At 46.1% G+C, this 16840-nt stretch carries 27 protein-coding genes; 10 read left to right on the top strand and 17 right to left on the bottom strand.

Translation table 11 applies throughout. The features are described 5' to 3' along the window. Nucleotides 1-87: 87 nt before the first annotated feature. Nucleotides 88-375 carry a TolC family protein gene (locus tag RS881_RS07960; RefSeq protein WP_315820587.1) on the bottom strand — a complete coding sequence of 96 codons (288 nt, stop codon included), beginning with the start codon at nucleotides 373-375 and terminating at the stop codon, nucleotides 88-90. 64 nt (nucleotides 376-439) lie between these two features. Further along, the gene (locus RS881_RS07955; RefSeq protein ID WP_315820586.1) at nucleotides 440-1069 is read right to left on the bottom strand and encodes a TetR/AcrR family transcriptional regulator; all 630 of its coding nucleotides are present in this window, start codon (nucleotides 1067-1069) and stop codon (nucleotides 440-442) included. 218 nt (nucleotides 1070-1287) lie between these two features. Between RS881_RS07955 and dnaX the strand changes: the two genes are divergently transcribed. From dnaX to RS881_RS07925, 6 genes are all read left to right on the top strand, one after another. After that, nucleotides 1288-1950, top strand: coding sequence for a DNA polymerase III subunit gamma/tau (dnaX, locus tag RS881_RS07950; protein WP_315820585.1), 663 nt, complete (start codon nucleotides 1288-1290; stop codon nucleotides 1948-1950). Next, the gene (locus RS881_RS07945; protein WP_425476374.1) at nucleotides 1881-2285 is read left to right on the top strand and encodes a hypothetical protein; all 405 of its coding nucleotides are present in this window, start codon (nucleotides 1881-1883) and stop codon (nucleotides 2283-2285) included. Before dnaX ends, RS881_RS07945 begins: the two co-directional genes overlap by 70 nt. Continuing rightward, nucleotides 2255-2428, top strand: coding sequence for a hypothetical protein (locus tag RS881_RS07940; RefSeq protein WP_315820583.1), 174 nt, complete (start codon nucleotides 2255-2257; stop codon nucleotides 2426-2428). Before RS881_RS07945 ends, RS881_RS07940 begins: the two co-directional genes overlap by 31 nt. A gap of 32 nt (nucleotides 2429-2460) precedes the next feature. Then, complete coding sequence (locus RS881_RS07935) at nucleotides 2461-3192, top strand: DUF8439 domain-containing protein (RefSeq protein ID WP_315820582.1); 732 nt, start codon at nucleotides 2461-2463, stop codon at nucleotides 3190-3192. Between the two features lie 288 nt (nucleotides 3193-3480). Then, complete coding sequence (locus RS881_RS07930; protein ID WP_315820581.1) at nucleotides 3481-4275, top strand: biotin/lipoyl-containing protein; 795 nt, start codon at nucleotides 3481-3483, stop codon at nucleotides 4273-4275. A gap of 96 nt (nucleotides 4276-4371) precedes the next feature. Then, nucleotides 4372-5127, top strand: coding sequence for a dihydrolipoamide acetyltransferase family protein (locus RS881_RS07925; protein WP_315820580.1), 756 nt, complete (start codon nucleotides 4372-4374; stop codon nucleotides 5125-5127). A 299-nt stretch (nucleotides 5128-5426) separates the two neighbouring features. On the opposite strand, the gene RS881_RS07920 is transcribed toward RS881_RS07925, so the two are convergent. The 3 genes from RS881_RS07920 to RS881_RS07910 form a co-directional block, all read right to left on the bottom strand. Further along, nucleotides 5427-6071: a BamB-related PQQ repeat family beta-propellar protein gene (locus RS881_RS07920; RefSeq protein ID WP_315820579.1), complete on the bottom strand. Its 645-nt coding sequence runs from the start codon at nucleotides 6069-6071 to the stop codon at nucleotides 5427-5429. Then, nucleotides 6062-6793 carry a BamB-related PQQ repeat family beta-propellar protein gene (locus RS881_RS07915; protein WP_315820578.1) on the bottom strand — a complete coding sequence of 244 codons (732 nt, stop codon included), beginning with the start codon at nucleotides 6791-6793 and terminating at the stop codon, nucleotides 6062-6064. The genes RS881_RS07920 and RS881_RS07915 overlap by 10 nt, the downstream gene beginning before the upstream one ends. Nucleotides 6794-6882: 89 nt before the next feature. After that, on the bottom strand, nucleotides 6883-7203 hold the full coding sequence (locus RS881_RS07910) for a metallophosphoesterase family protein (RefSeq protein ID WP_315820577.1): 321 nt from the start codon (nucleotides 7201-7203) through the stop codon (nucleotides 6883-6885). 183 nt (nucleotides 7204-7386) lie between these two features. Here RS881_RS07910 and yihA point away from each other — a divergent pair, with 183 nt between their 5' ends. Continuing rightward, complete coding sequence (gene yihA / locus RS881_RS07905; protein WP_315820576.1) at nucleotides 7387-8037, top strand: ribosome biogenesis GTP-binding protein YihA/YsxC; 651 nt, start codon at nucleotides 7387-7389, stop codon at nucleotides 8035-8037. A gap of 196 nt (nucleotides 8038-8233) precedes the next feature. Here the strand turns inward: yihA and RS881_RS07900 are convergent, their stop codons facing one another. The 5 genes from RS881_RS07900 to RS881_RS07880 form a co-directional block, all read right to left on the bottom strand. After that, nucleotides 8234-8707, bottom strand: a complete 474-nt coding sequence (locus tag RS881_RS07900) for a ribonuclease H-like YkuK family protein (protein ID WP_315820575.1) — start codon at nucleotides 8705-8707, stop codon at nucleotides 8234-8236. A gap of 550 nt (nucleotides 8708-9257) precedes the next feature. After that, nucleotides 9258-9605, bottom strand: coding sequence for a CoA-binding protein (locus RS881_RS07895; RefSeq protein ID WP_315820574.1), 348 nt, complete (start codon nucleotides 9603-9605; stop codon nucleotides 9258-9260). Nucleotides 9606-9811: 206 nt separating this feature from the next. Continuing rightward, nucleotides 9812-10264, bottom strand: a complete 453-nt coding sequence (locus RS881_RS07890; RefSeq protein WP_315820573.1) for a DUF1731 domain-containing protein — start codon at nucleotides 10262-10264, stop codon at nucleotides 9812-9814. A gap of 118 nt (nucleotides 10265-10382) precedes the next feature. Then, the gene (locus RS881_RS07885) at nucleotides 10383-10859 is read right to left on the bottom strand and encodes an NAD-dependent epimerase/dehydratase family protein (protein ID WP_315820572.1); all 477 of its coding nucleotides are present in this window, start codon (nucleotides 10857-10859) and stop codon (nucleotides 10383-10385) included. Nucleotides 10860-10983: 124 nt separating this feature from the next. Then, nucleotides 10984-11211 (bottom strand): hypothetical protein, encoded by a 228-nt coding sequence (locus tag RS881_RS07880; protein ID WP_315820571.1) that lies wholly within the window; start codon nucleotides 11209-11211, stop codon nucleotides 10984-10986. 30 nt (nucleotides 11212-11241) lie between these two features. Here RS881_RS07880 and RS881_RS07875 point away from each other — a divergent pair, with 30 nt between their 5' ends. Then, on the top strand, nucleotides 11242-11448 hold the full coding sequence (locus RS881_RS07875; RefSeq protein WP_315820570.1) for a hypothetical protein: 207 nt from the start codon (nucleotides 11242-11244) through the stop codon (nucleotides 11446-11448). Nucleotides 11449-11840: 392 nt separating this feature from the next. Here the strand turns inward: RS881_RS07875 and RS881_RS07870 are convergent, their stop codons facing one another. Beyond that, nucleotides 11841-12347 (bottom strand): GbsR/MarR family transcriptional regulator, encoded by a 507-nt coding sequence (locus tag RS881_RS07870; RefSeq protein ID WP_315820569.1) that lies wholly within the window; start codon nucleotides 12345-12347, stop codon nucleotides 11841-11843. A gap of 426 nt (nucleotides 12348-12773) precedes the next feature. Between RS881_RS07870 and RS881_RS07865 the strand changes: the two genes are divergently transcribed. Then, entirely contained in the window at nucleotides 12774-12953 is a 180-nt protein-coding gene (locus tag RS881_RS07865) for a hypothetical protein (protein WP_315820568.1), read from the top strand. A gap of 255 nt (nucleotides 12954-13208) precedes the next feature. Next, on the top strand, nucleotides 13209-13742 hold the full coding sequence (locus RS881_RS07860) for a hypothetical protein (protein ID WP_315820567.1): 534 nt from the start codon (nucleotides 13209-13211) through the stop codon (nucleotides 13740-13742). Nucleotides 13743-13911: 169 nt separating this feature from the next. On the opposite strand, the gene RS881_RS07855 is transcribed toward RS881_RS07860, so the two are convergent. The 6 genes from RS881_RS07855 to RS881_RS07830 form a co-directional block, all read right to left on the bottom strand. Next, the gene (locus tag RS881_RS07855) at nucleotides 13912-14463 is read right to left on the bottom strand and encodes an energy transducer TonB (RefSeq protein WP_315820566.1); all 552 of its coding nucleotides are present in this window, start codon (nucleotides 14461-14463) and stop codon (nucleotides 13912-13914) included. A 245-nt stretch (nucleotides 14464-14708) separates the two neighbouring features. Next, nucleotides 14709-15422, bottom strand: a complete 714-nt coding sequence (locus tag RS881_RS07850) for a DUF5723 family protein (RefSeq protein ID WP_315820565.1) — start codon at nucleotides 15420-15422, stop codon at nucleotides 14709-14711. Further along, on the bottom strand, nucleotides 15407-15715 hold the full coding sequence (locus RS881_RS07845; protein ID WP_315820564.1) for a hypothetical protein: 309 nt from the start codon (nucleotides 15713-15715) through the stop codon (nucleotides 15407-15409). Before RS881_RS07845 ends, RS881_RS07850 begins: the two co-directional genes overlap by 16 nt. Next, nucleotides 15715-16131: a hypothetical protein gene (locus RS881_RS07840; RefSeq protein ID WP_315820563.1), complete on the bottom strand. Its 417-nt coding sequence runs from the start codon at nucleotides 16129-16131 to the stop codon at nucleotides 15715-15717. Before RS881_RS07840 ends, RS881_RS07845 begins: the two co-directional genes overlap by 1 nt. Before the next feature lie 112 nt (nucleotides 16132-16243). Continuing rightward, nucleotides 16244-16480 (bottom strand): NAD(P)/FAD-dependent oxidoreductase, encoded by a 237-nt coding sequence (locus tag RS881_RS07835; RefSeq protein WP_315820562.1) that lies wholly within the window; start codon nucleotides 16478-16480, stop codon nucleotides 16244-16246. 63 nt (nucleotides 16481-16543) lie between these two features. Beyond that, nucleotides 16544-16840, bottom strand: a complete 297-nt coding sequence (locus RS881_RS07830; protein ID WP_315820561.1) for a hypothetical protein — start codon at nucleotides 16838-16840, stop codon at nucleotides 16544-16546.

Below are 16840 nucleotides of genomic sequence, written 5' to 3'. Positions count from 1 at the left end.
CCAGCCTGGTATCATGAAAATCATTGGGAAGGAAGGCTATGGTTTGGTTTTGGACCTGCGGAAATTTACTGGAGGAGGTGAGGTCGTTCAGTGTGGCGTATACATTATTGAGCAGGTCTCCGATGGGAATATCCTGGGTGCGCCCCCATTGGCCAGGGTATACTGGGAACTGAAATTGGCTTGCGGATAAAATAAGGTACGCGCCCGTTTCAAATCCAGTTGCGCTTTTTGCAGGTCGAATGACTGTTGTCGTAGCGCCAGGTTGCTATCGAGCCCCTTTTTCAAATAGCCCTCCAAAATGGTTTGGCTTATGGCGACCTGGGCAAAAAGCATCCCTGCCACCAGTACTCCTGTGCGGATGAATGTCCATAACATGGCTAACTGTTTATATTGTAAAGATTATTTACACTGTTAAGTGATTGGGCAAAAAAAACCACCCCTATTTCCTGATGGTCATATCAATGCTTTCCAGCAACCAATTCACAGCCTGGTTCATCATAGGGATCTCTGTTCCCGGAGGTACCAGTTTATCAAACCGGTTACGGATGGACAAGGATACCAGGCCATGGACGGTACTCCATACAGCCATGGACACCACATCTACATCTCCTTTAATAATTAGCCCCATATCCATTCCTTCGCGAACTGTATCCTTCAGCCGCCCCAATGCTACATCCCCACTCTTCCACTCACAGTCTACCATTTTTTCAATGGTTTGCATCGGCGATCGCTGGATAAACATCAGGTCATAGAATTCCGGATTGGCCAGTCCAAACTTGATATAGTTCTCTCCCATCTTATGCAAGCGCAATAAAGGATTCTTAATATCCCACAGGCCTTCATTGTATTCTGCCATTTTCTGAAAGCCCAGCTCGTGGAGACTGAACAGGATATCGTCTTTATCTTTAAAGTATAGGTATACGGTGGTAGGACTGTACTCGATCAGATCGGCGATCTTGCGGATCGACACATTCGCAAATCCTTGTTCTACAAACAATTGCATAGAAGCATCCAGGATCATCTTTCTAATCTCCGTCTTCTGCTTCTCTTTTCTTTCCGAAATGCCCATATTTCTTAATTAACGGCACAAATATACTTAACACTGTTAAGTTTCCAAACAAATCGCTGATTAATTTAAGATTTAAGGGATTTCGCGGATTAATCCCCTCGCTGCCATTTCTTTCTGGGCACAAGTTTTTCCCATTAGCTGCAGGTATTCAACCGGAGGTAGGTGAACTAGTTCGCAAACCTCTGTTAATTACATACATTTGCCGCAAGAGGATATACATGGACAAGTTTATCGTTTCAGCCAGAAAATACAGACCACAGACTTTTGACACGGTAGTGGGACAGGGACATATTACCACAACCCTGAAGAATGCCATTAAGAATCAGCAATTAGCGCATGCTTTCTTGTTTTGCGGTCCACGTGGCGTGGGCAAAACCACCTGTGCCCGTATTTTGGCCAAAACCATCAATTGCCAAAATGTAGGCGCCGATGGTGAAGCCTGCAATGAATGCCACTCCTGCCACTCCTTCAATGAGGGCACTTCCATGAACATTCATGAGCTGGATGCGGCCAGCAACAACTCGGTAGATGATATCCGGAGCCTGGTAGAGCAGGTGCGATTTGCGCCCTCTGCAGGCAGTCGTTATAAAGTATACATTATTGATGAGGTACACATGCTTAGTTCTTCGGCTTTCAATGCCTTTCTGAAAACGCTGGAAGAGCCGCCTCCTTATGCCATTTTTATCCTGGCCACCACCGAAAAACACAAGATCCTCCCTACCATCCTCAGCCGTTGCCAGATATTCGATTTCAAACGTATTACGGCCAATGATACGGTAGAGCACCTGCAGGATATTTGTAAAAAGAGGAGATCAATGCCGAGAAACCGGCCCTGCACCTCATCGCCCAAAAGAGCGAAGGTTGTATGCGTGATGCGCTGAGCATCATGGATAAAATTGTGAGCTTTACCAATGGCGTAGTTAGTTACCAGAATACGCTGGAGCACCTCAATATACTGGATGCCGATTACTATTTCAAGTTGATGCAGTGCATGCAGCAACAAGACCTTGGCGGCGCCATGTTGTTGTACGACGATATTGACCGCAAGGGTTTTGAAGGCGACCTGGTATTAAATGGCTTTGCCGAATTCATCCGCAACCTGCTGGTATGTAAGGATGAAAAAGTAGCCAACCTGCTCCAGGTGGTAGAAAGCTTCAGGATCGCTATATCAGCACCGCCAAACAAGTGTCTGTTGCCTACCTCATCAGCGCCCTGAATATTCTGAACGAAACCGAGATCAATTATAAATCGGCCCGCAACAAACGCCTGCATGTAGAACTGGCCCTTATCAAACTGGCCTACCTGCAACAAGCGGTAGACATGGCATCGGGAAGCGATGGCCAAAGTAAAAAAAACTGATTGATGAAGCAAAGCCGGTTGCTTTCAGGAGTTTGGCCGTTGTAGAAGCCAAGGCAGGAAGTCAAAAGTCAGCATCCAGCATCCAGACTAAAGAAGCAACCGCTTCTAAGCAAGCTCCTGCCCAAGAGGCTAAGCTGATCATTGAAACGAAGATCGACAGTCGGCAATCGGTCCCGCCAACGGGCGGGAGCAATCAGCAGCCTGTAGCCAATAAGCAACAGCCGACTAGCACTCCGCCACCAGCTACCAATACCCCACCAACAGCAACGGGCAACCAGCAGCCAGCCACCAATACCCAGCCTGCAGGTTCTTCCAAGTTAGGTTCACTGAACTCCTTGCGGCAGCAGTTCATTGGCAAACCCATTGAAAGCGCCGGAGCCCCTATTCCTTTGAATGAGATCAAATTAATGGAACACTGGCAACAATTTACCCAGCAGCTAAAAGACGCCAAAAACCCCGCCAACCAGTCGTTCAATATGGCCACCCTGGTGATCCAGGACCACCAGACCTTTGAAGTACAAACCAATAATAACCTGGAACAAAAGTTCATTGAGGGTGAGCGCCGCGTTTTATCTGAATTCCTCCAGCAAGCCTTTAATAACCGGCAATTACTGTTCACCATTGTGGTCAATGAAAATGCGGTGATCGCACTGGAGCCTGTTGAAAAGCCGGTTTCCTTGCGTGATAAATACCTGCAGATCGTAGAGCAATATCCCCTGGTAAAAGAATTGCGTGACCGCCTCAAGCTGGATGTAGACAATTAATACAAGAATACAGAAGACAGGAGACAGAATACAGAATGGCTTCGTGCGCCAGGGATGGTTTTCTGTGCCTGCGTTCTCCTGCCTCTGCTAAACTCTATATGTCTACTATTGACCTCTTTATTGCTGTCCTCCGACTAACCTTTATTTGCTGAATACTACCTCCCGTATTCCTGTATTTTTCTACATGCTGTATTCTATCTCCTGTATTCTGTTTCTCACCATTTTGCCGTAATTTCGGCCCTCAATTAGTAACCTGAGGTATTAACTTTCAAATTATTAATAAAGATTATGGCTGAAGCGATCTTAATGCCCCGCCTGAGTGACACGATGACAGAAGGCGTAATTGCGGCCTGGCATAAAAAGGTAGGGGATACGGTAAAGAAAGGCGACCTGTTAGCTGAAGTGGAGACTGATAAAGCGACCATGGAACTGGAAAGTTATAAAGATGGCACCCTTTTACATATTGGTACAGATAAAGGTGGTAAACTACAGGTTAATGACCTGCTGGCCATCATTGGTGCACCCGGCGAAGACATTAGCTCTCTGGTAGCTGGTGGTGGCGCACAAGCTGCCGCTCCTGCACCTGCTCCTACAGCAGCAGCACCTGCCCAACCGACCGCCGATAGCAAACCAGCACCCGCTCCTGCTCCTGCCGCATCCGGCGAATCGCTCGACCTGGCCAATATGCAGGAAGTGATCCTGATGCCCCGCCTGAGTGATACGATGACAGAAGGCGTAATAGCCGCCTGGCATAAGAAAGTAGGCGATACAGTAAATAAAGGCGACCTGCTGGCCGATGTGGAAACCGATAAGGCTACCATGGAACTGGAAAGCTACAAGCAAGGTAAATTACTATACATCGGCGCTCAACAGGGCGATAAAGTACCCGTTAATGCCTTACTGTGCATCATCGGCGAAGAAGGTAAAGTAGATGTCAATAAAATAGTAGCTGCCGCCAAAGGTGGTGGTACCGCGAGCACTACCAGCAGCCAGCCTGCCCAGCAAGCTGCTGCCGCACAACCTGCCGTCCAGCAAAGCGCTGCCAGCGCACCCGCAGCTTCAATACAGAAAATGGTCGCGTAAAGCTTCTCCCCTGGCCAAAAACTAGCCAGTGAAAAAGGCATCGACCTTTCACAGGTACCAGGCAGTGGCGATGGCGGTCGTATTGTAAAGAAAGATGTGGACGACTTTAAAGCAACTGCCGCACCTGCTGCCACTGCCGGCAAACAAGGTACTGCCGCACCAGCACAAGCTACTGTAGCCGGTCAGGTAAGCTTTACCGATGTGCCGGTTTCACAGATGCGCAAAACGATCGCTAAGCGCCTGTCGGAGGTTAAATTCTCGGCTCCTGAGTTTTACCTTACCATGGAGATCAACATGGACAAAGCCGTGGCCAGCCGTGGCAAACTGAACGAAATAGCGCCCAATAAAATATCCTTCAATGACATGGTGCTGAAAGCCTGCGCCGTAGCATTGAAGAAACACCCCGCCATCAACAGCAGCTGGCTGGGCGATACTATCCGCGTTAATCACCATATCAGCATTGGCGTAGCAGTAGCCGTAGAAGATGGATTGCTGGTGCCCGTTGTACGGTTTGCCGACCTGAAATCACTGTCGCAGATTGCCGGAGAAGTGAAAGACTTTGCTCAAAAAGCCAAGAGCAAGAAGTTACAGCCCTCCGATTGGGAAGGCAATACCTTCACCATTTCTAACCTGGGCATGTTTGGCATAGAAGAATTTACTGCCATCATCAATCCCCCGGCCTCCTGTATCCTGGCCATTGGCGCCATCAACCAGGTACCGGTAGTGAAAGACGGTCAAATTGTAATTGGCAATATCATGAAGGTTACTCTCACTTGTGACCACCGTGTAGTAGACGGCGCCACGGGTGCAGCCTTCCTCAAACCCTGCAAGGTTTACTGGAAGAACCACTGACCATGCTGGTATAAACATTACAGGTTTATCACTATCATATTGAAGCCGCCGGATAATCCAGCGGCTTCTTTTTTTAACTCAAAGGTGGGTCACCCTGCTGCCCGGCATAGCAGCGCTGCAGGGTGGCTCACCTTTAACAGCGGAATTTTTCTTTATCATCATACCTTTTCTTCTGTATTCTATCTCCTGTATTCTGTATTCTGTATTCTAACTTCTAACTTCTTCCCCTCACTTCACTTCCAGCAAAGCCACCTTCCCATCCATGGTGGATGCTATTATATGCTTACTGTCCAATACCCTTACCGTATTGACCATGGAGTTATCAATTTTATGCGCCCATAGTACCTTTTGCTGGGCAGGGTTGATGGCATATACCACGCCGCTGCGCGTACCAAAAATACCTGTCCCTCTTTCTCTATCAGCATGGAGGGCACATGTTCATATCCAAAACCAGCATGCATTGTCCAGGCAGGGCGTTGGGCTTCCCGGCTGGCAGCATACGCAACGATGGTATCCTGCATGGTTTTACCATACACCCATTTACCGTCGTTAGATATCCCAATCGATTCCCGTACACGCGTTTCATTATTGCGCCATAAAGCCAGGCCCGTTTGTGCATCAATGGCGGTGATCACCCGATCGGGAGCCACCACATATACCACGCCATTCACGGCCACGGGTATACAGGCAGCCGGCGAGAAATTGATCACAGAAGAGCCGTTGTTCCATTTCCACAACAACTTTCCCTCCTGCTTGTCCAGCGCATATAGATTCCGGTCCCAGGCCCCAAAGATCAGCTTCCCTTCATACAACAAAGGGGTACTTACCACCGGCCCGTTTAACCCGTCAAACTTCCAAAGCAGCTTGCCATCATTCAAACCGAGGGCTATGAAAGCGTGATCACTGCCGCCAATAAAGACTGTATCACCGGCAATCAGGGGCATCCCAATACCGACGCACCTGTAGTATACGCCCAAAGTAATTTTCCATTGCGGGCATCCAGGCAATACACTTTTCCATCGCCCGAACCCAGCACCACTTTATCATCCTTAACCGCAGGCGAGGAAAAGATAGAACCGCTGGTAGTAAATGACCATTGCCGTTTTCCATTCTTGAGCGAAAGGGAAACCACCTCCCCATTCTGGTTTCCGACAATCACGCCCTCTTTATACACGGCAGGGGTGGAGATCACATTGGCATCTGAAGCAATGGTCCATTTGGCCTTTACCTGTGCATATTGTTGGTTTACCTTATAATCAGGCCTTTCAAATTGTTTGGAAGGCGTTGTATAGTTGTGTTTTTGAACAGCCAGTTTAGTCCAGGGCTGCAGGGTTTCTACTCCGGGCCGGCGCTCTGTATAGATCACTGAATCGGCACGTACATCCACCAGGTTATACCCTCCTACAGTGGCCTTTGCCCGCAGGTTGGACCGCCCCATCACAGCAGGTATATCTTCAAAATTCATCGCCTTGTTATTATGCCCATGACCGCAAATGGCCAGGATGGTATTGTACTGTTTTAACCGGTTGGTAGCTTCATACCAGTTATCCAGTCCATTGTCAAGCGGGTAATGATTACAAAATACAATGGGTTGCTGCTTGTCTGTTTTCTTCAACACCTCATCCAACCATACCACCGCATTGCGTGGAATATGCCCATCACTCATACGTACATAGGGCCCCGACGCACAACCAATAAAACGAACCCCATTATAATCAAATTGAAACTTATCATACCCAAAAAGCGTGGTAAAACTTACTCCCCACTTTCACTCCAGCCACTATCATGATTACCGGGAATGATATAGTATTTGATCTGCAGGCTATCCAATATTTGTTTGGCCAGTTTCAGTTGACTATCCGTTCCCAGCTCTGTTATATCACCGGTGATAATTACAAAAGCAATATCCTTCATATCATTAATATCCCGTACTGTACGACGCAGGTCTTCCTCTGCACTTCCATTGGGCGAACCAATATGCGTATCGCTGATATGAACAAAACGAAAGGGTTTGATCTGTGCAGGCAACAGGTAAGCCACAGCTAATAAACAACAAAGCAGGGTAATCTTTTTCATGCTGCCAATATAGTGTTTTTTGTACCCCGCCATCGGCAGTTACAAGGCAGATAAGGTACGATTAACAATTAAATTTCTTTAATTGCCGGTTTGTGCCTGCAGGCCATTTTATGGATAGCCATTCAGTAGTGCACTATGCAGAAATGCCCATTGGAGATGGATTCCGTATCTTGCGGCCCTATCATGATTATTAAATCTGCCAAATACCTCATCAGCAGTCCGGATTATACACAATGCCCTAAGGCCGACAGGCCGGAATATGCTTTCATTGGCCGCAGTAATGTGGGCAAATCGTCACTCATCAATATGCTGTGCGATAACCATAAACTGGCCAAAACATCGGGCTCTCCTGGTAAAACCCAGCTCATTAACCATTTTGAAATTGAGAGCCTGCCCGATAAAGTAGTACCCGGTAAAACCATCGCTACCCCCTGGTACCTGGTCGATCTGCCGGGTTATGGTTTTGCCAAAGTATCACAAAGCCAGCGCAAGCAATGGGAAACGATGATCGAGAATTACCTGCGCAAGCGGGAAAACCTCACCAATATATTTGTGCTGATCGATAGCCGGCACTCACCTCAAAAAGTAGACCTCGACTTTATCAATCAATTGGGTGAATGGGAACTGCCCTTTACCATTGTATTTACAAAAGCCGATAAGGAATCTCAGCGTGAGGTAAGTAAAAATGTAAAATCGTTCCTGGATGCCATGCGTAAAACCTGGCAATTCCTGCCACAGAGTTTTGTAACCAGTGCCATCAAGAAAATGGGAAGGGATAAAATATTGCAGTTCATTGATCAGTGCAATAAGGCTATCGCTGAAAATGAACATTGATCTTTCAATGTCATTTAGTTCAAGGTTGCTTCCTCTTTAAGGTAATCACTCTGCCGCCCGGCAGGTGCAGCGTTGCAGAGTGGCCCACCTTGTACCGGATTAAATTTTCGGTGTTCATTTGGAGGAGACGAAGCCCTTAGCTGTGAGCAGGTCACAACTTTAAATCAAAAACCCCCGACTGTAACAGCGAGGGTTTTTAGTTTACTACTTTGTTGGCGCAGCTACTGCTGGCAAAGGCCTCCGGTTTGGCTTTGAAGGCAAAGCCCATACCCAGTATATAGCCCATGGCCTCTTTCAACGCATCATTGCTCTTGAAGTGCGGATTGGTATTAATATCTGCATGTACTTCCATATCCACATCATACTGCGTAAAAAGATGACACAGGTCATACGCTATCTCAATGCTTTTAGCCACCTCCACCAACATACGTTCTTTAATTGAATACTGCTGTTTTGTTTTCTCATTGTGAATGAACATGAAACCTCCATGTCCTTCACGCAGGAAAACAATAACGGTAGCAAATTCAGTTTCGGAACCTTTTACTTGTGAGTCGGTGCCAATACACACTTTGAGGTGATAGCCTTTGTCGCTTTCGCGTTTGATGGCTGCTTCAACAGCATCAAAAATGGGTAGATCGAGCGGATCGCCGTTAAACTTTCTCCAGATCATAATGAAATGGGTTTTCGAATTTACCGAAAAATCACTGCTTTACCAAAAAGGAGTATTGTTAACCTACTGTTACCTTTCCCATCACGTATAAAGATGGCCGTCATAACAAATCAAAAAAGGAGTACGGAAGTCCTTGTTTTCATAGAACGGAGGGCATTGTAAAGGGCGGCGTTAAAAGGGCTTTAAAAAAGGGATGGGCCATTCCACATTGAAGGAACAGCCCACCCTGCAGGGTAGGGATTCCGTGTTCTAACCGGTTGTAAGCCGGTTGTATAATATGGGGTTAGTAAACAGTATAGAAAAATGGAATGATGAGCACCTTGGAGTGTAAAGGTTTTTCATACAAGTTATTAATTTAACGATCAGGAATTGGACAGCGGGGTACGATCAACAAGGAAATACGTAGCAGGGTCTGCATTATAAACGGACAGGAGAAACAGTTATTTTATAGGGTTGTTAAAATTATTTTACCCCCGTACAAGACGCTGATTCATAAACGACTTGCCCATCAGCGAACCCAATTGCCGATTGACGATTCACGATTGCCGTATTAAAACTGTCCCGTACTCAATAGAACCAGCGTACAGGCTTCCATGGGCTGGATGCCTTTTTCTTTGGCCAGGGTAGCCAACTCCTCATTTTCGGCGCCAGGATTGAAGATAATGCGCTTAGGATGCAGGGAAAAGATATAGTCGTAGTATTCCTTTTGATTGGTAGGGTTCAGGTACATGCTAACAGTGTCAACATCACTAATAGGCGTTGGAGCTGTCCCTACTTCTACATCTGCCACTTTGGTTGCTTTACGGCCAATAGCTACCACAGGATGGTTATTGGCACGTAGCCGGTTAATTGCCAGGAAACTATAACGTTCCGGATTATCTGATGCGCCCAATACCACCGTCTTTTAGCTGTGCCCATACCAAATGATTTATATAATAACGAATGTACCGGTTATTTGGTTGTGAGATGGCGAATGGTGAGTGGCGGGTGAGAGATCGCCAGGCGCTGGCCCAGGCAAAAGGTGAGTCACCCGGCATCCCGGAATAGCAGCGCGGCAGGGTGGCCCACCTTTGCCCCCTTCTACAAACGACCAGACATGCTATTTCAGAACAAATGATATTTACGCCGTGGTGTTTTGCTCACAATGTCTTGCAAGGCCTCATCGGCCTGTTGGTATTTAAACCGGAATCCCGATTTGAGCAACCTGCCAGGCAATACCCAGCGGCTTTTCAATACCAGTTCCGATTCCGTTCCTATCAACCTGGCCCCCAACTCCAACATCCAGGTAAAAGCAGGCAACCCAAACTTATGGCCCGTTGCCTTGCGTAAAGTGCGCATAAAAACCGTATTGGTTACGGGGTTGGGCGCTGCACAATTGTATACGCCTGTTGCTTCGGGTTGTTCATAACACCATTCCACTACCCGGCAAAGATCTTCTTCATGTATCCAGCTATACATTTGCTGGCCATTGCCCTGGTAGCCTCCCAAGCCTGCCTTCAGCAAGTTGAAATAAGGCACCATTACCCCGCCTGCACCCAATGTAATAGCTGCCCGCAAAGCGATCTTCCGGGTACCGGGTGTATGCTCCTCAAAAAACGTTTGCTCCCATTGCTGGCAAATACCTACCGAAAAATCTTTGTCCAGCAGTTTGACCTGCTCGAGTCCTTACCATGCTTTAAGCCAGCCCTGGCTTTTTCCACCGGAAGCGTAAACGGTCCAGCAAAGAATAAGGCATATTATCCTGCTTCCGGTCGCTGATCTCTCCATTATCTTCCTCCTGTGGCCTGTCGAGCGCATGGCGGTAAATAGTGGCCGAAGCTGCATTGATCCATAACCGGGGAGGATGCCTGGCATGCCTGATGGCCTGTCCAATAGCCTGGGTAGCATCTACCCTGCTTTCCAGCACCTCCTTCTTATTGCGGTCGTTGTACCGGCAATTCACTGATCTGCCCGCCAGGTTGATCACGATATCGGCCCCTTCTATATCATTGAGCCAATGCTTTTCTACATGCCGGCCATCCCAACGCCAATAAGTAATATTATACCCATCCGCCGCTTTTACCAATTGGCTATTATAGTTATTGTTGTGACTGGTGACTGATTGCCGGGTAAGGATCACCACATGATTGTCCTTTCCAAAATATTGCGCCATCGCCTGGCCAATAAAGCCAGTTCCGCCTGCAATGACTATTTTTTGTTTCTCATATTTTCAGAAATAACTGAAATAATACGGTATAAAAAGAACCGGTTTCCCGGTTTATGATCTAGTAGCCTGTTCAGCCCACCTGTTTCTCGGGATTCACGGGATTTACAGTGACAGACTGCGCCATGATCTGTGACAGTTTTTGGGTTTCATTAATACAAGTGATCAGGTAATACAATGCCAAAACAGGCGAAATGATCAGGAGTACAAACAGCATCATCAGGATCCCATCTCCGGTTGGAATAGAAATCAATAGCGCAAGTATTAACACGCCCAATAAGATGAGGTAGATCTTACGCATCCTGGTATTATAGGGTGCCGCATAAAAGAAATGTACGATGGCACTGATCAATTGCCAGCCGCCTACCAGGAAATAAGCGGTGAAAAAGTGGGATCACTCAACTTGTCTTCCGACCAAAGCACCATCAATAAACCCACTACGATCAATAAACTCTGTAAAGCACAGTCTATACGCTTAAATGTTTTCATTACGCTGTTATTTAAAGAACTTCATGAGGCTGCCTACAAACCAATTTAATGCATTTCTGATGCCTGGCCTACCACTTCCACCATTCTATCCAATCGTTTGGTTTCAATTATACAGGTAGCCATGTAATAAATGGCCATAAACGGTGAAACGAACAGGAGTCCAAGCAAAGCATACAACGATAAACTTACAGCCGATAATAGTAACAACCCTATTACACTAGCCAGTGTGATCAAATATATCCTGCGCAGTAAACTTTTGTGGGTAGGTGTATAAATGAAGGCATGGACAATTACACTCAATATCTGCCCCCACCTACCACAAAATAGCATCCTAAAAAAACATCTTCATTATGCTGGAAGCTAATAACCCCAACTATAAACCCTCCAAGGACCAGCAAAATCTGAACAATAGCATCTATTACCTTGAAAGTACGCATAGTATTATTTAAAGAATTTCATGAGGCTGCCTACAAACCAGTTCTCATCGGCTTTTACCAATACATCCAGCATTTTATCGGCCTGGTTGCCAAAACGTTTAATGCCCTGCATGGTTTCCACAAACTGCTTCACCTCCTTATCTTTCTTATCGCCTTCCACAGCCGCCAACTGGTCCATTAGTTTCAACATGGGATCAAGCTCCCGGCGCTTACGTTCTTTAATGATGGTGGTAGCTACTTTCCAGATATCTTTTTCAGCTATAAAATACTCCTTGCGCTCACCGGGAATACTGGTACGTTCTACCAGGCCCCAGTCGATCAGGTCCCTGATGTTCATGTTCACATTACCCCGGCTTACGCTCAGCTGTTCCATGATATCATCCTGGCTCAGCGGGTCGGGACTAACCAGCAACAGGGCATGTATTTGCGCCATGGTGCGGTTAATGCCCCAATGTGTTCCAAAGGAACCCCAGGAATCAATAAACTTTAGCTTGGCATCGCTTAATTTCATAGACTACTGTTTCAGGTATAAAGATATACCCATTTACTGAATTTTCAAATATTATTGAAAATAAGAAACCCTGCCGGCAGCAGGGTAATGAAATTCAATTATATACGAGTAGGGACAGCGGGTAAGTTAATAGCAATGAAGCGAGTAGAACAATGGAGGAGGGGGATTACTTCTTTTCTTGGCAGCCTTTTCAATGGTGTTTCCTGCTTACCTGGAGTTACAGATACATTCAATACATCTGCAAGGGTGCCTCTGTACCGGTAATATATGAAACCATTAAGTCCGGATCTATTACGGTATCAGATAAACAACATTTTCAAAAAGCAGTAGGGCCTAAATACTTCCACGTAAGCGTTAACCATATACAGGGCGAATACGTACGTGGTGCATTTCATACCAAAGGCGTAGAGAACTGTTGAGGCCTCCTTGAAGGGTATCTATGGCATCTGCCATAAAGTAAGCGTAAGCACTTACAAAGTATATTGTGATGAGTTTAAAGCCCGGTATAATACCCGTGATATTAAAGACCACGAACGCTTTGAATGGACTATCCAGCAAAGCAACGGAAGGTTAAAGTATAACCAACCAATAGGGAAAGAGGATTAATCCTCTTTCTTTTTGTATAAAGGTTTTATACATTTGAGGCGATAACAATATTGCGTTAGCTCTCCTCGTCTCCGAAAACGACCAATTTTAAGGGTAGTACAAAGGCCAGCGAAGCGCCACGCCAACTTTGGGTGCTTTGTCTTGTTATGTACTATAGGCGCTTGGTCGTGCCTCGGAGACAGGTAAGAACTAAAGTCCCACGCTTTTTATTCCTTTACCTGCCTGTCGGGACCAAGGCTACTATTAACATCTGCAATGAAAAATGTATTGTTTGCTCTTTTGGTATTCCTATGCCTACAATCTGCTTGGGGTCAATCGGTCGGAGATTTCAACAAAAGTACTCGCGTATATGAATCCGATGGAAGCGGAAAGTTCTTGGGGCTAAAGGTTAAACTTACTATCCCAACAGCTTGGACTCAAAAAGAGGGACAACATCCTCATATCCCTGTGAAGTTCACCTATAACTTCAATGATACGACCTCAATAAGTTCGAATATCACCATTAAGAAAATCCCTAAAGAGTATACAGCAGAAATAAGGAAAGGCATTACCTCTGAAAAATATATGAGGGATGTGGCTAAGGACATGGGCGCTTTTCTTTCATATCGAAAAGTAAAAATAGATGGAGAAGACGCTGCTGAAATGAAACTGAAAATTGTAAAAAATACTCCTGCCGCTACAGTCGTGGCCTATGCTATCTATTATCACATTGTCTATAAAGATTACTCAATAGTACTGATGTATATGAATGGATCTACAGAGGATGCTAAATCAAAACAATATTTTTAATGTATACACCTCTGTATAACCTACTGGCTACCAAAATGATAATATTAAATAAATGGGAATAAGCGATGTTATATCCCCTTCCAGTTCAGGGGCTTTTATTTGGATGGTCTTGTCTCAACTAATATATAATTGCCTAATAAAAATCAAGCAATAAGAAGCAATAAACGGATCACCTCATTATCTCCGCCCGGTACCGGAAAGGTTGTATTTTATAACTCTTTACCCGGTGCCCATCTTTAACAGCAGGCGTCCACAGGGGCGACTTTCTCATCAGCCGCATACTTTCTTCATCCAGTGAGCGTTCCACCGATTTGACGAGCCACACATCCTGTATGGCTCCTTTATCATCTACTAAAAATGCCACCCGTACATCGCCCTGTACCCCTCCCATGATAGCCTCCCGCGGGTAACGCATGTTCTTAATCAGGTACAGTTGCCAGCCTTTGGCCCCACCCTCAAACGTTGATTCAGTCTCACCTTCTACAGGTGCTGGGTCTTTCCCGGAAGTAGTATCCTCCTCATGCAATTTTTGACTTTTCACAACCCCCATTTCATACTCCCTGGACAACATCACTTTGCCTTTGTTATGGTAAAAATACCAGGTGCCATTGCGCTGCCCATCCAGGTAAAAACCGGCTGAATCAACCCAGCCCTTTTCATCATAAAAGGCAAAGCGGCCATGAGGCGTCAATTTCCGCCGGTCTTTATAGGATTCGATCATAACAAGCGGCCCCCTCGCAAATAATAGTTTACCCGCCAGCAGGTATCGTTCACCTTATCTGAATAGTCTTTTAAACGATCCTGGCTGTACAGGTTGAAAACAGCTAATAAGAGCAGGGGAGTAATTAAAAGGCGTACTAACATAGTAGGATGGGTTAGCTGCAAGATGCACAATCTTTCGGGTTTACACAATCGAAACCAGCATAATTTTCCCGGCCCTGCTACCTACCCACCAGCATCCCTGGCTTAATATGGCGGACAATCATACTTACGGCTTCGTTTCTCCCGGCTGTCTCTGCCTGCCCGGATCACCAGGGCCAGGTAGCCACCACCATTTTGCATCCGGTTCCTGGCAAACAGGGTGGCCCAGTTGTGGATGCCTAACAATAAGGGACCTGCCTTAAATGCGCCGCCTACCCGCAATTGCTTTTCTGTATTGTACAATACCGGCAGGTAAAAACCCAGGTTGCGCGTTTCCCAGCGTGGTGTTACTGCCAGCAAGTTGGTTTCGCGCACATATAACCGCTTATCTCCCGCCAGCTGAGAAAGATTAATGGATATATCAGCATTCACATAAAAATTATCGAACAAATACCGGTCTACATTGATCACCAGCCGGGTAGGATTCAGCACATTGAAGTTGCCGGTTAATCCCGATATACTATTTACAATAGTAGCCAGGCTGTCATTAAACCCCTCAATCCCATCCAGGTTCCTGAACTTCTTATCCAGGTCAATATCCCTTACCTCGCCTTTAAATCCACTTACGGTACGGCTGTTGATGCTGTGCTTGTATTGGTTGAAGCCGATATCTAATAATGAAATACCGATCTTCCATTCATAATCATAGTAATGTTCCAGCGGATCATTGAAATCGGCAATGATGGGTGGTTTTATCAGGTATTCCAATCCAATATCAAAGGAAGCCCCGCCTTCGGTAGTGTTTACAAAATCGCGCACATTTTGCCCTGTACTTTTTCTTTCTTCCAGCCGTCAATATTGGAGGAGTACCCATAGCGTGCAGCAGCATTTTTGAGTACATAGACCTCCTGCCCATTTTCAATGACCCGCTCTACCTCCCCACTGCTTAGTTTGGCATGCCCGCCGGCCAGGCCACGCGAAACCTTTACTGTAATACCGGCATTCAACCGTTGGCGGTCATCCTCGAAGATCGTTTGCGCATAACTGCCAAATAACTCTATCCAGCTGCTGGAAGTGAGCTCTGCATTATAGTTGGTATTTCCTCCATTCATTATGAAAATGACCGGGCACTGGACAAGGTATCCGCAAAAGCATAGGGACTTGTTTTAACGCTGGTATAACTCCGGATATTGATACCCCCTGCAATGGCGGCCCGGCGGTTAAGCGCAATACGGGCATTGAGCAAATTCACATTGGCATTGGCCCTGGCAAAACGGCTATAGAAGCCTTTATCAAACTGGTATTCGGAGCTACCGCCAGCAGAAAGGAGGGAATAGTTGTGCAGTGTGAGGGCATTGGTGGCCGGCTTTACCTGTACGGAAAATACATCTATATCCCAGGCAAAGGGGGTATTGACCATGGAGGCAGGATTATTACCTATGCCCAGGCTGCCCGCAAAGGAGGAGCCATTCACTGCATGATAATTTTGTGCAATAACTGCCAACTGAGCCATTAACAGCCCAGCCAAAAAGGTAAGGTTCTGAACATGCTACTAAAAAAAGGTTGCTACTAAAAAGGTTTACCATGCGTTTGCCCTATTAAAAAGGCAACGAACTTTGGAAAAGGTTTTACGAGGGTTATCAGGATATTGGATAGAGAAGCATTACCAAAAAACGTTGCATAATGCGTCCAATTTGTAAGCGGCGGCCAAACTGTTTTTCCCATTGCTGTGTGTATTGCAGCTCCATTTCATACCGTGTAATACGGCCATTCATAAACTGGCTGATCTCTTCAAAGGCCAGCATACTGCCGTGTAAAGCCATACTCATACCATTGCCGCAAAGCGGGGTGATCATCCCTGCGGCATCGCCAATCATCAGCACATGGTTCTCTACCTGGTTTTTCTATTGAAGGATATCCGGGAAATCGTCAGCGGCTCGCTATACAGAAACCGGGCATTGGAAAATATTTTTCAAGGAAAGGGTTCTTTTGAGGATGTTCTTTTCCATCGCCTGGATGTCGTTGTGACTTTTACGCAAATTCCTGGCGGTGGTAAGATAACAAAGGCAATATTTATTGTTCTCTATGCGGGATATACCGCAATAACCATTCTCGAAATTATGCAGGGCAATCATATCCTCCGGGAAAAAGGTCTCGATATGATATTTTACGCCCACAAAATGGTTGAGCTTATTGGGCTTTACCTGCGTAAAAGGCCTTTTCCATTTGGCATCCAA

The sequence above is a fragment of the Paraflavitalea speifideaquila genome, from assembly GCF_032395985.1.
Lineage (GTDB): Bacteria > Bacteroidota > Bacteroidia > Chitinophagales > Chitinophagaceae > Paraflavitalea > Paraflavitalea speifideaquila.
This window is presented reverse-complemented; position numbering and strand designations above follow the sequence as displayed.

What these genes read in the sequence shown, in the direction of transcription:
- RS881_RS07885 (WP_315820572.1), bottom strand. Translation starts at nt 10,859, where the DNA reads ATGGCGCAATATTTTGGAAAGGACAATCATGTGGTGATCCTTACCCGG.
- RS881_RS07955 (WP_315820586.1), bottom strand. Translation starts at nt 1,069, where the DNA reads ATGGGCATTTCGGAAAGAAAAGAGAAGCAGAAGACGGAGATTAGAAAG.
- RS881_RS07920 (WP_315820579.1), bottom strand. Translation starts at nt 6,071, where the DNA reads ATGCCCCTGATTGCCGGTGATACAGTCTTTATTGGCGGCAGTGATCAC.
- RS881_RS07910 (WP_315820577.1), bottom strand. Translation starts at nt 7,203, where the DNA reads ATGAAAAAGATTACCCTGCTTTGTTGTTTATTAGCTGTGGCTTACCTG.
- RS881_RS07960 (WP_315820587.1), bottom strand. Translation starts at nt 375, where the DNA reads ATGTTATGGACATTCATCCGCACAGGAGTACTGGTGGCAGGGATGCTT.
- dnaX (WP_315820585.1), top strand. Translation starts at nt 1,288, where the DNA reads ATGGACAAGTTTATCGTTTCAGCCAGAAAATACAGACCACAGACTTTT.
- RS881_RS07855 (WP_315820566.1), bottom strand. Translation starts at nt 14,463, where the DNA reads ATGATCGAATCCTATAAAGACCGGCGGAAATTGACGCCTCATGGCCGC.
- RS881_RS07880 (WP_315820571.1), bottom strand. Translation starts at nt 11,211, where the DNA reads ATGCGTAAGATCTACCTCATCTTATTGGGCGTGTTAATACTTGCGCTA.
- RS881_RS07870 (WP_315820569.1), bottom strand. Translation starts at nt 12,347, where the DNA reads ATGAAATTAAGCGATGCCAAGCTAAAGTTTATTGATTCCTGGGGTTCC.
- RS881_RS07860 (WP_315820567.1), top strand. Translation starts at nt 13,209, where the DNA reads ATGAAAAATGTATTGTTTGCTCTTTTGGTATTCCTATGCCTACAATCT.
- RS881_RS07930 (WP_315820581.1), top strand. Translation starts at nt 3,481, where the DNA reads ATGGCTGAAGCGATCTTAATGCCCCGCCTGAGTGACACGATGACAGAA.
- RS881_RS07875 (WP_315820570.1), top strand. Translation starts at nt 11,242, where the DNA reads ATGTACGATGGCACTGATCAATTGCCAGCCGCCTACCAGGAAATAAGC.
- RS881_RS07835 (WP_315820562.1), bottom strand. Translation starts at nt 16,480, where the DNA reads ATGATTGGCGATGCCGCAGGGATGATCACCCCGCTTTGCGGCAATGGT.
- yihA (WP_315820576.1), top strand. Translation starts at nt 7,387, where the DNA reads ATGATTATTAAATCTGCCAAATACCTCATCAGCAGTCCGGATTATACA.
- RS881_RS07915 (WP_315820578.1), bottom strand. Translation starts at nt 6,793, where the DNA reads ATGAGTGATGGGCATATTCCACGCAATGCGGTGGTATGGTTGGATGAG.
- RS881_RS07900 (WP_315820575.1), bottom strand. Translation starts at nt 8,707, where the DNA reads ATGATCTGGAGAAAGTTTAACGGCGATCCGCTCGATCTACCCATTTTT.
- RS881_RS07845 (WP_315820564.1), bottom strand. Translation starts at nt 15,715, where the DNA reads ATGAATGGAGGAAATACCAACTATAATGCAGAGCTCACTTCCAGCAGC.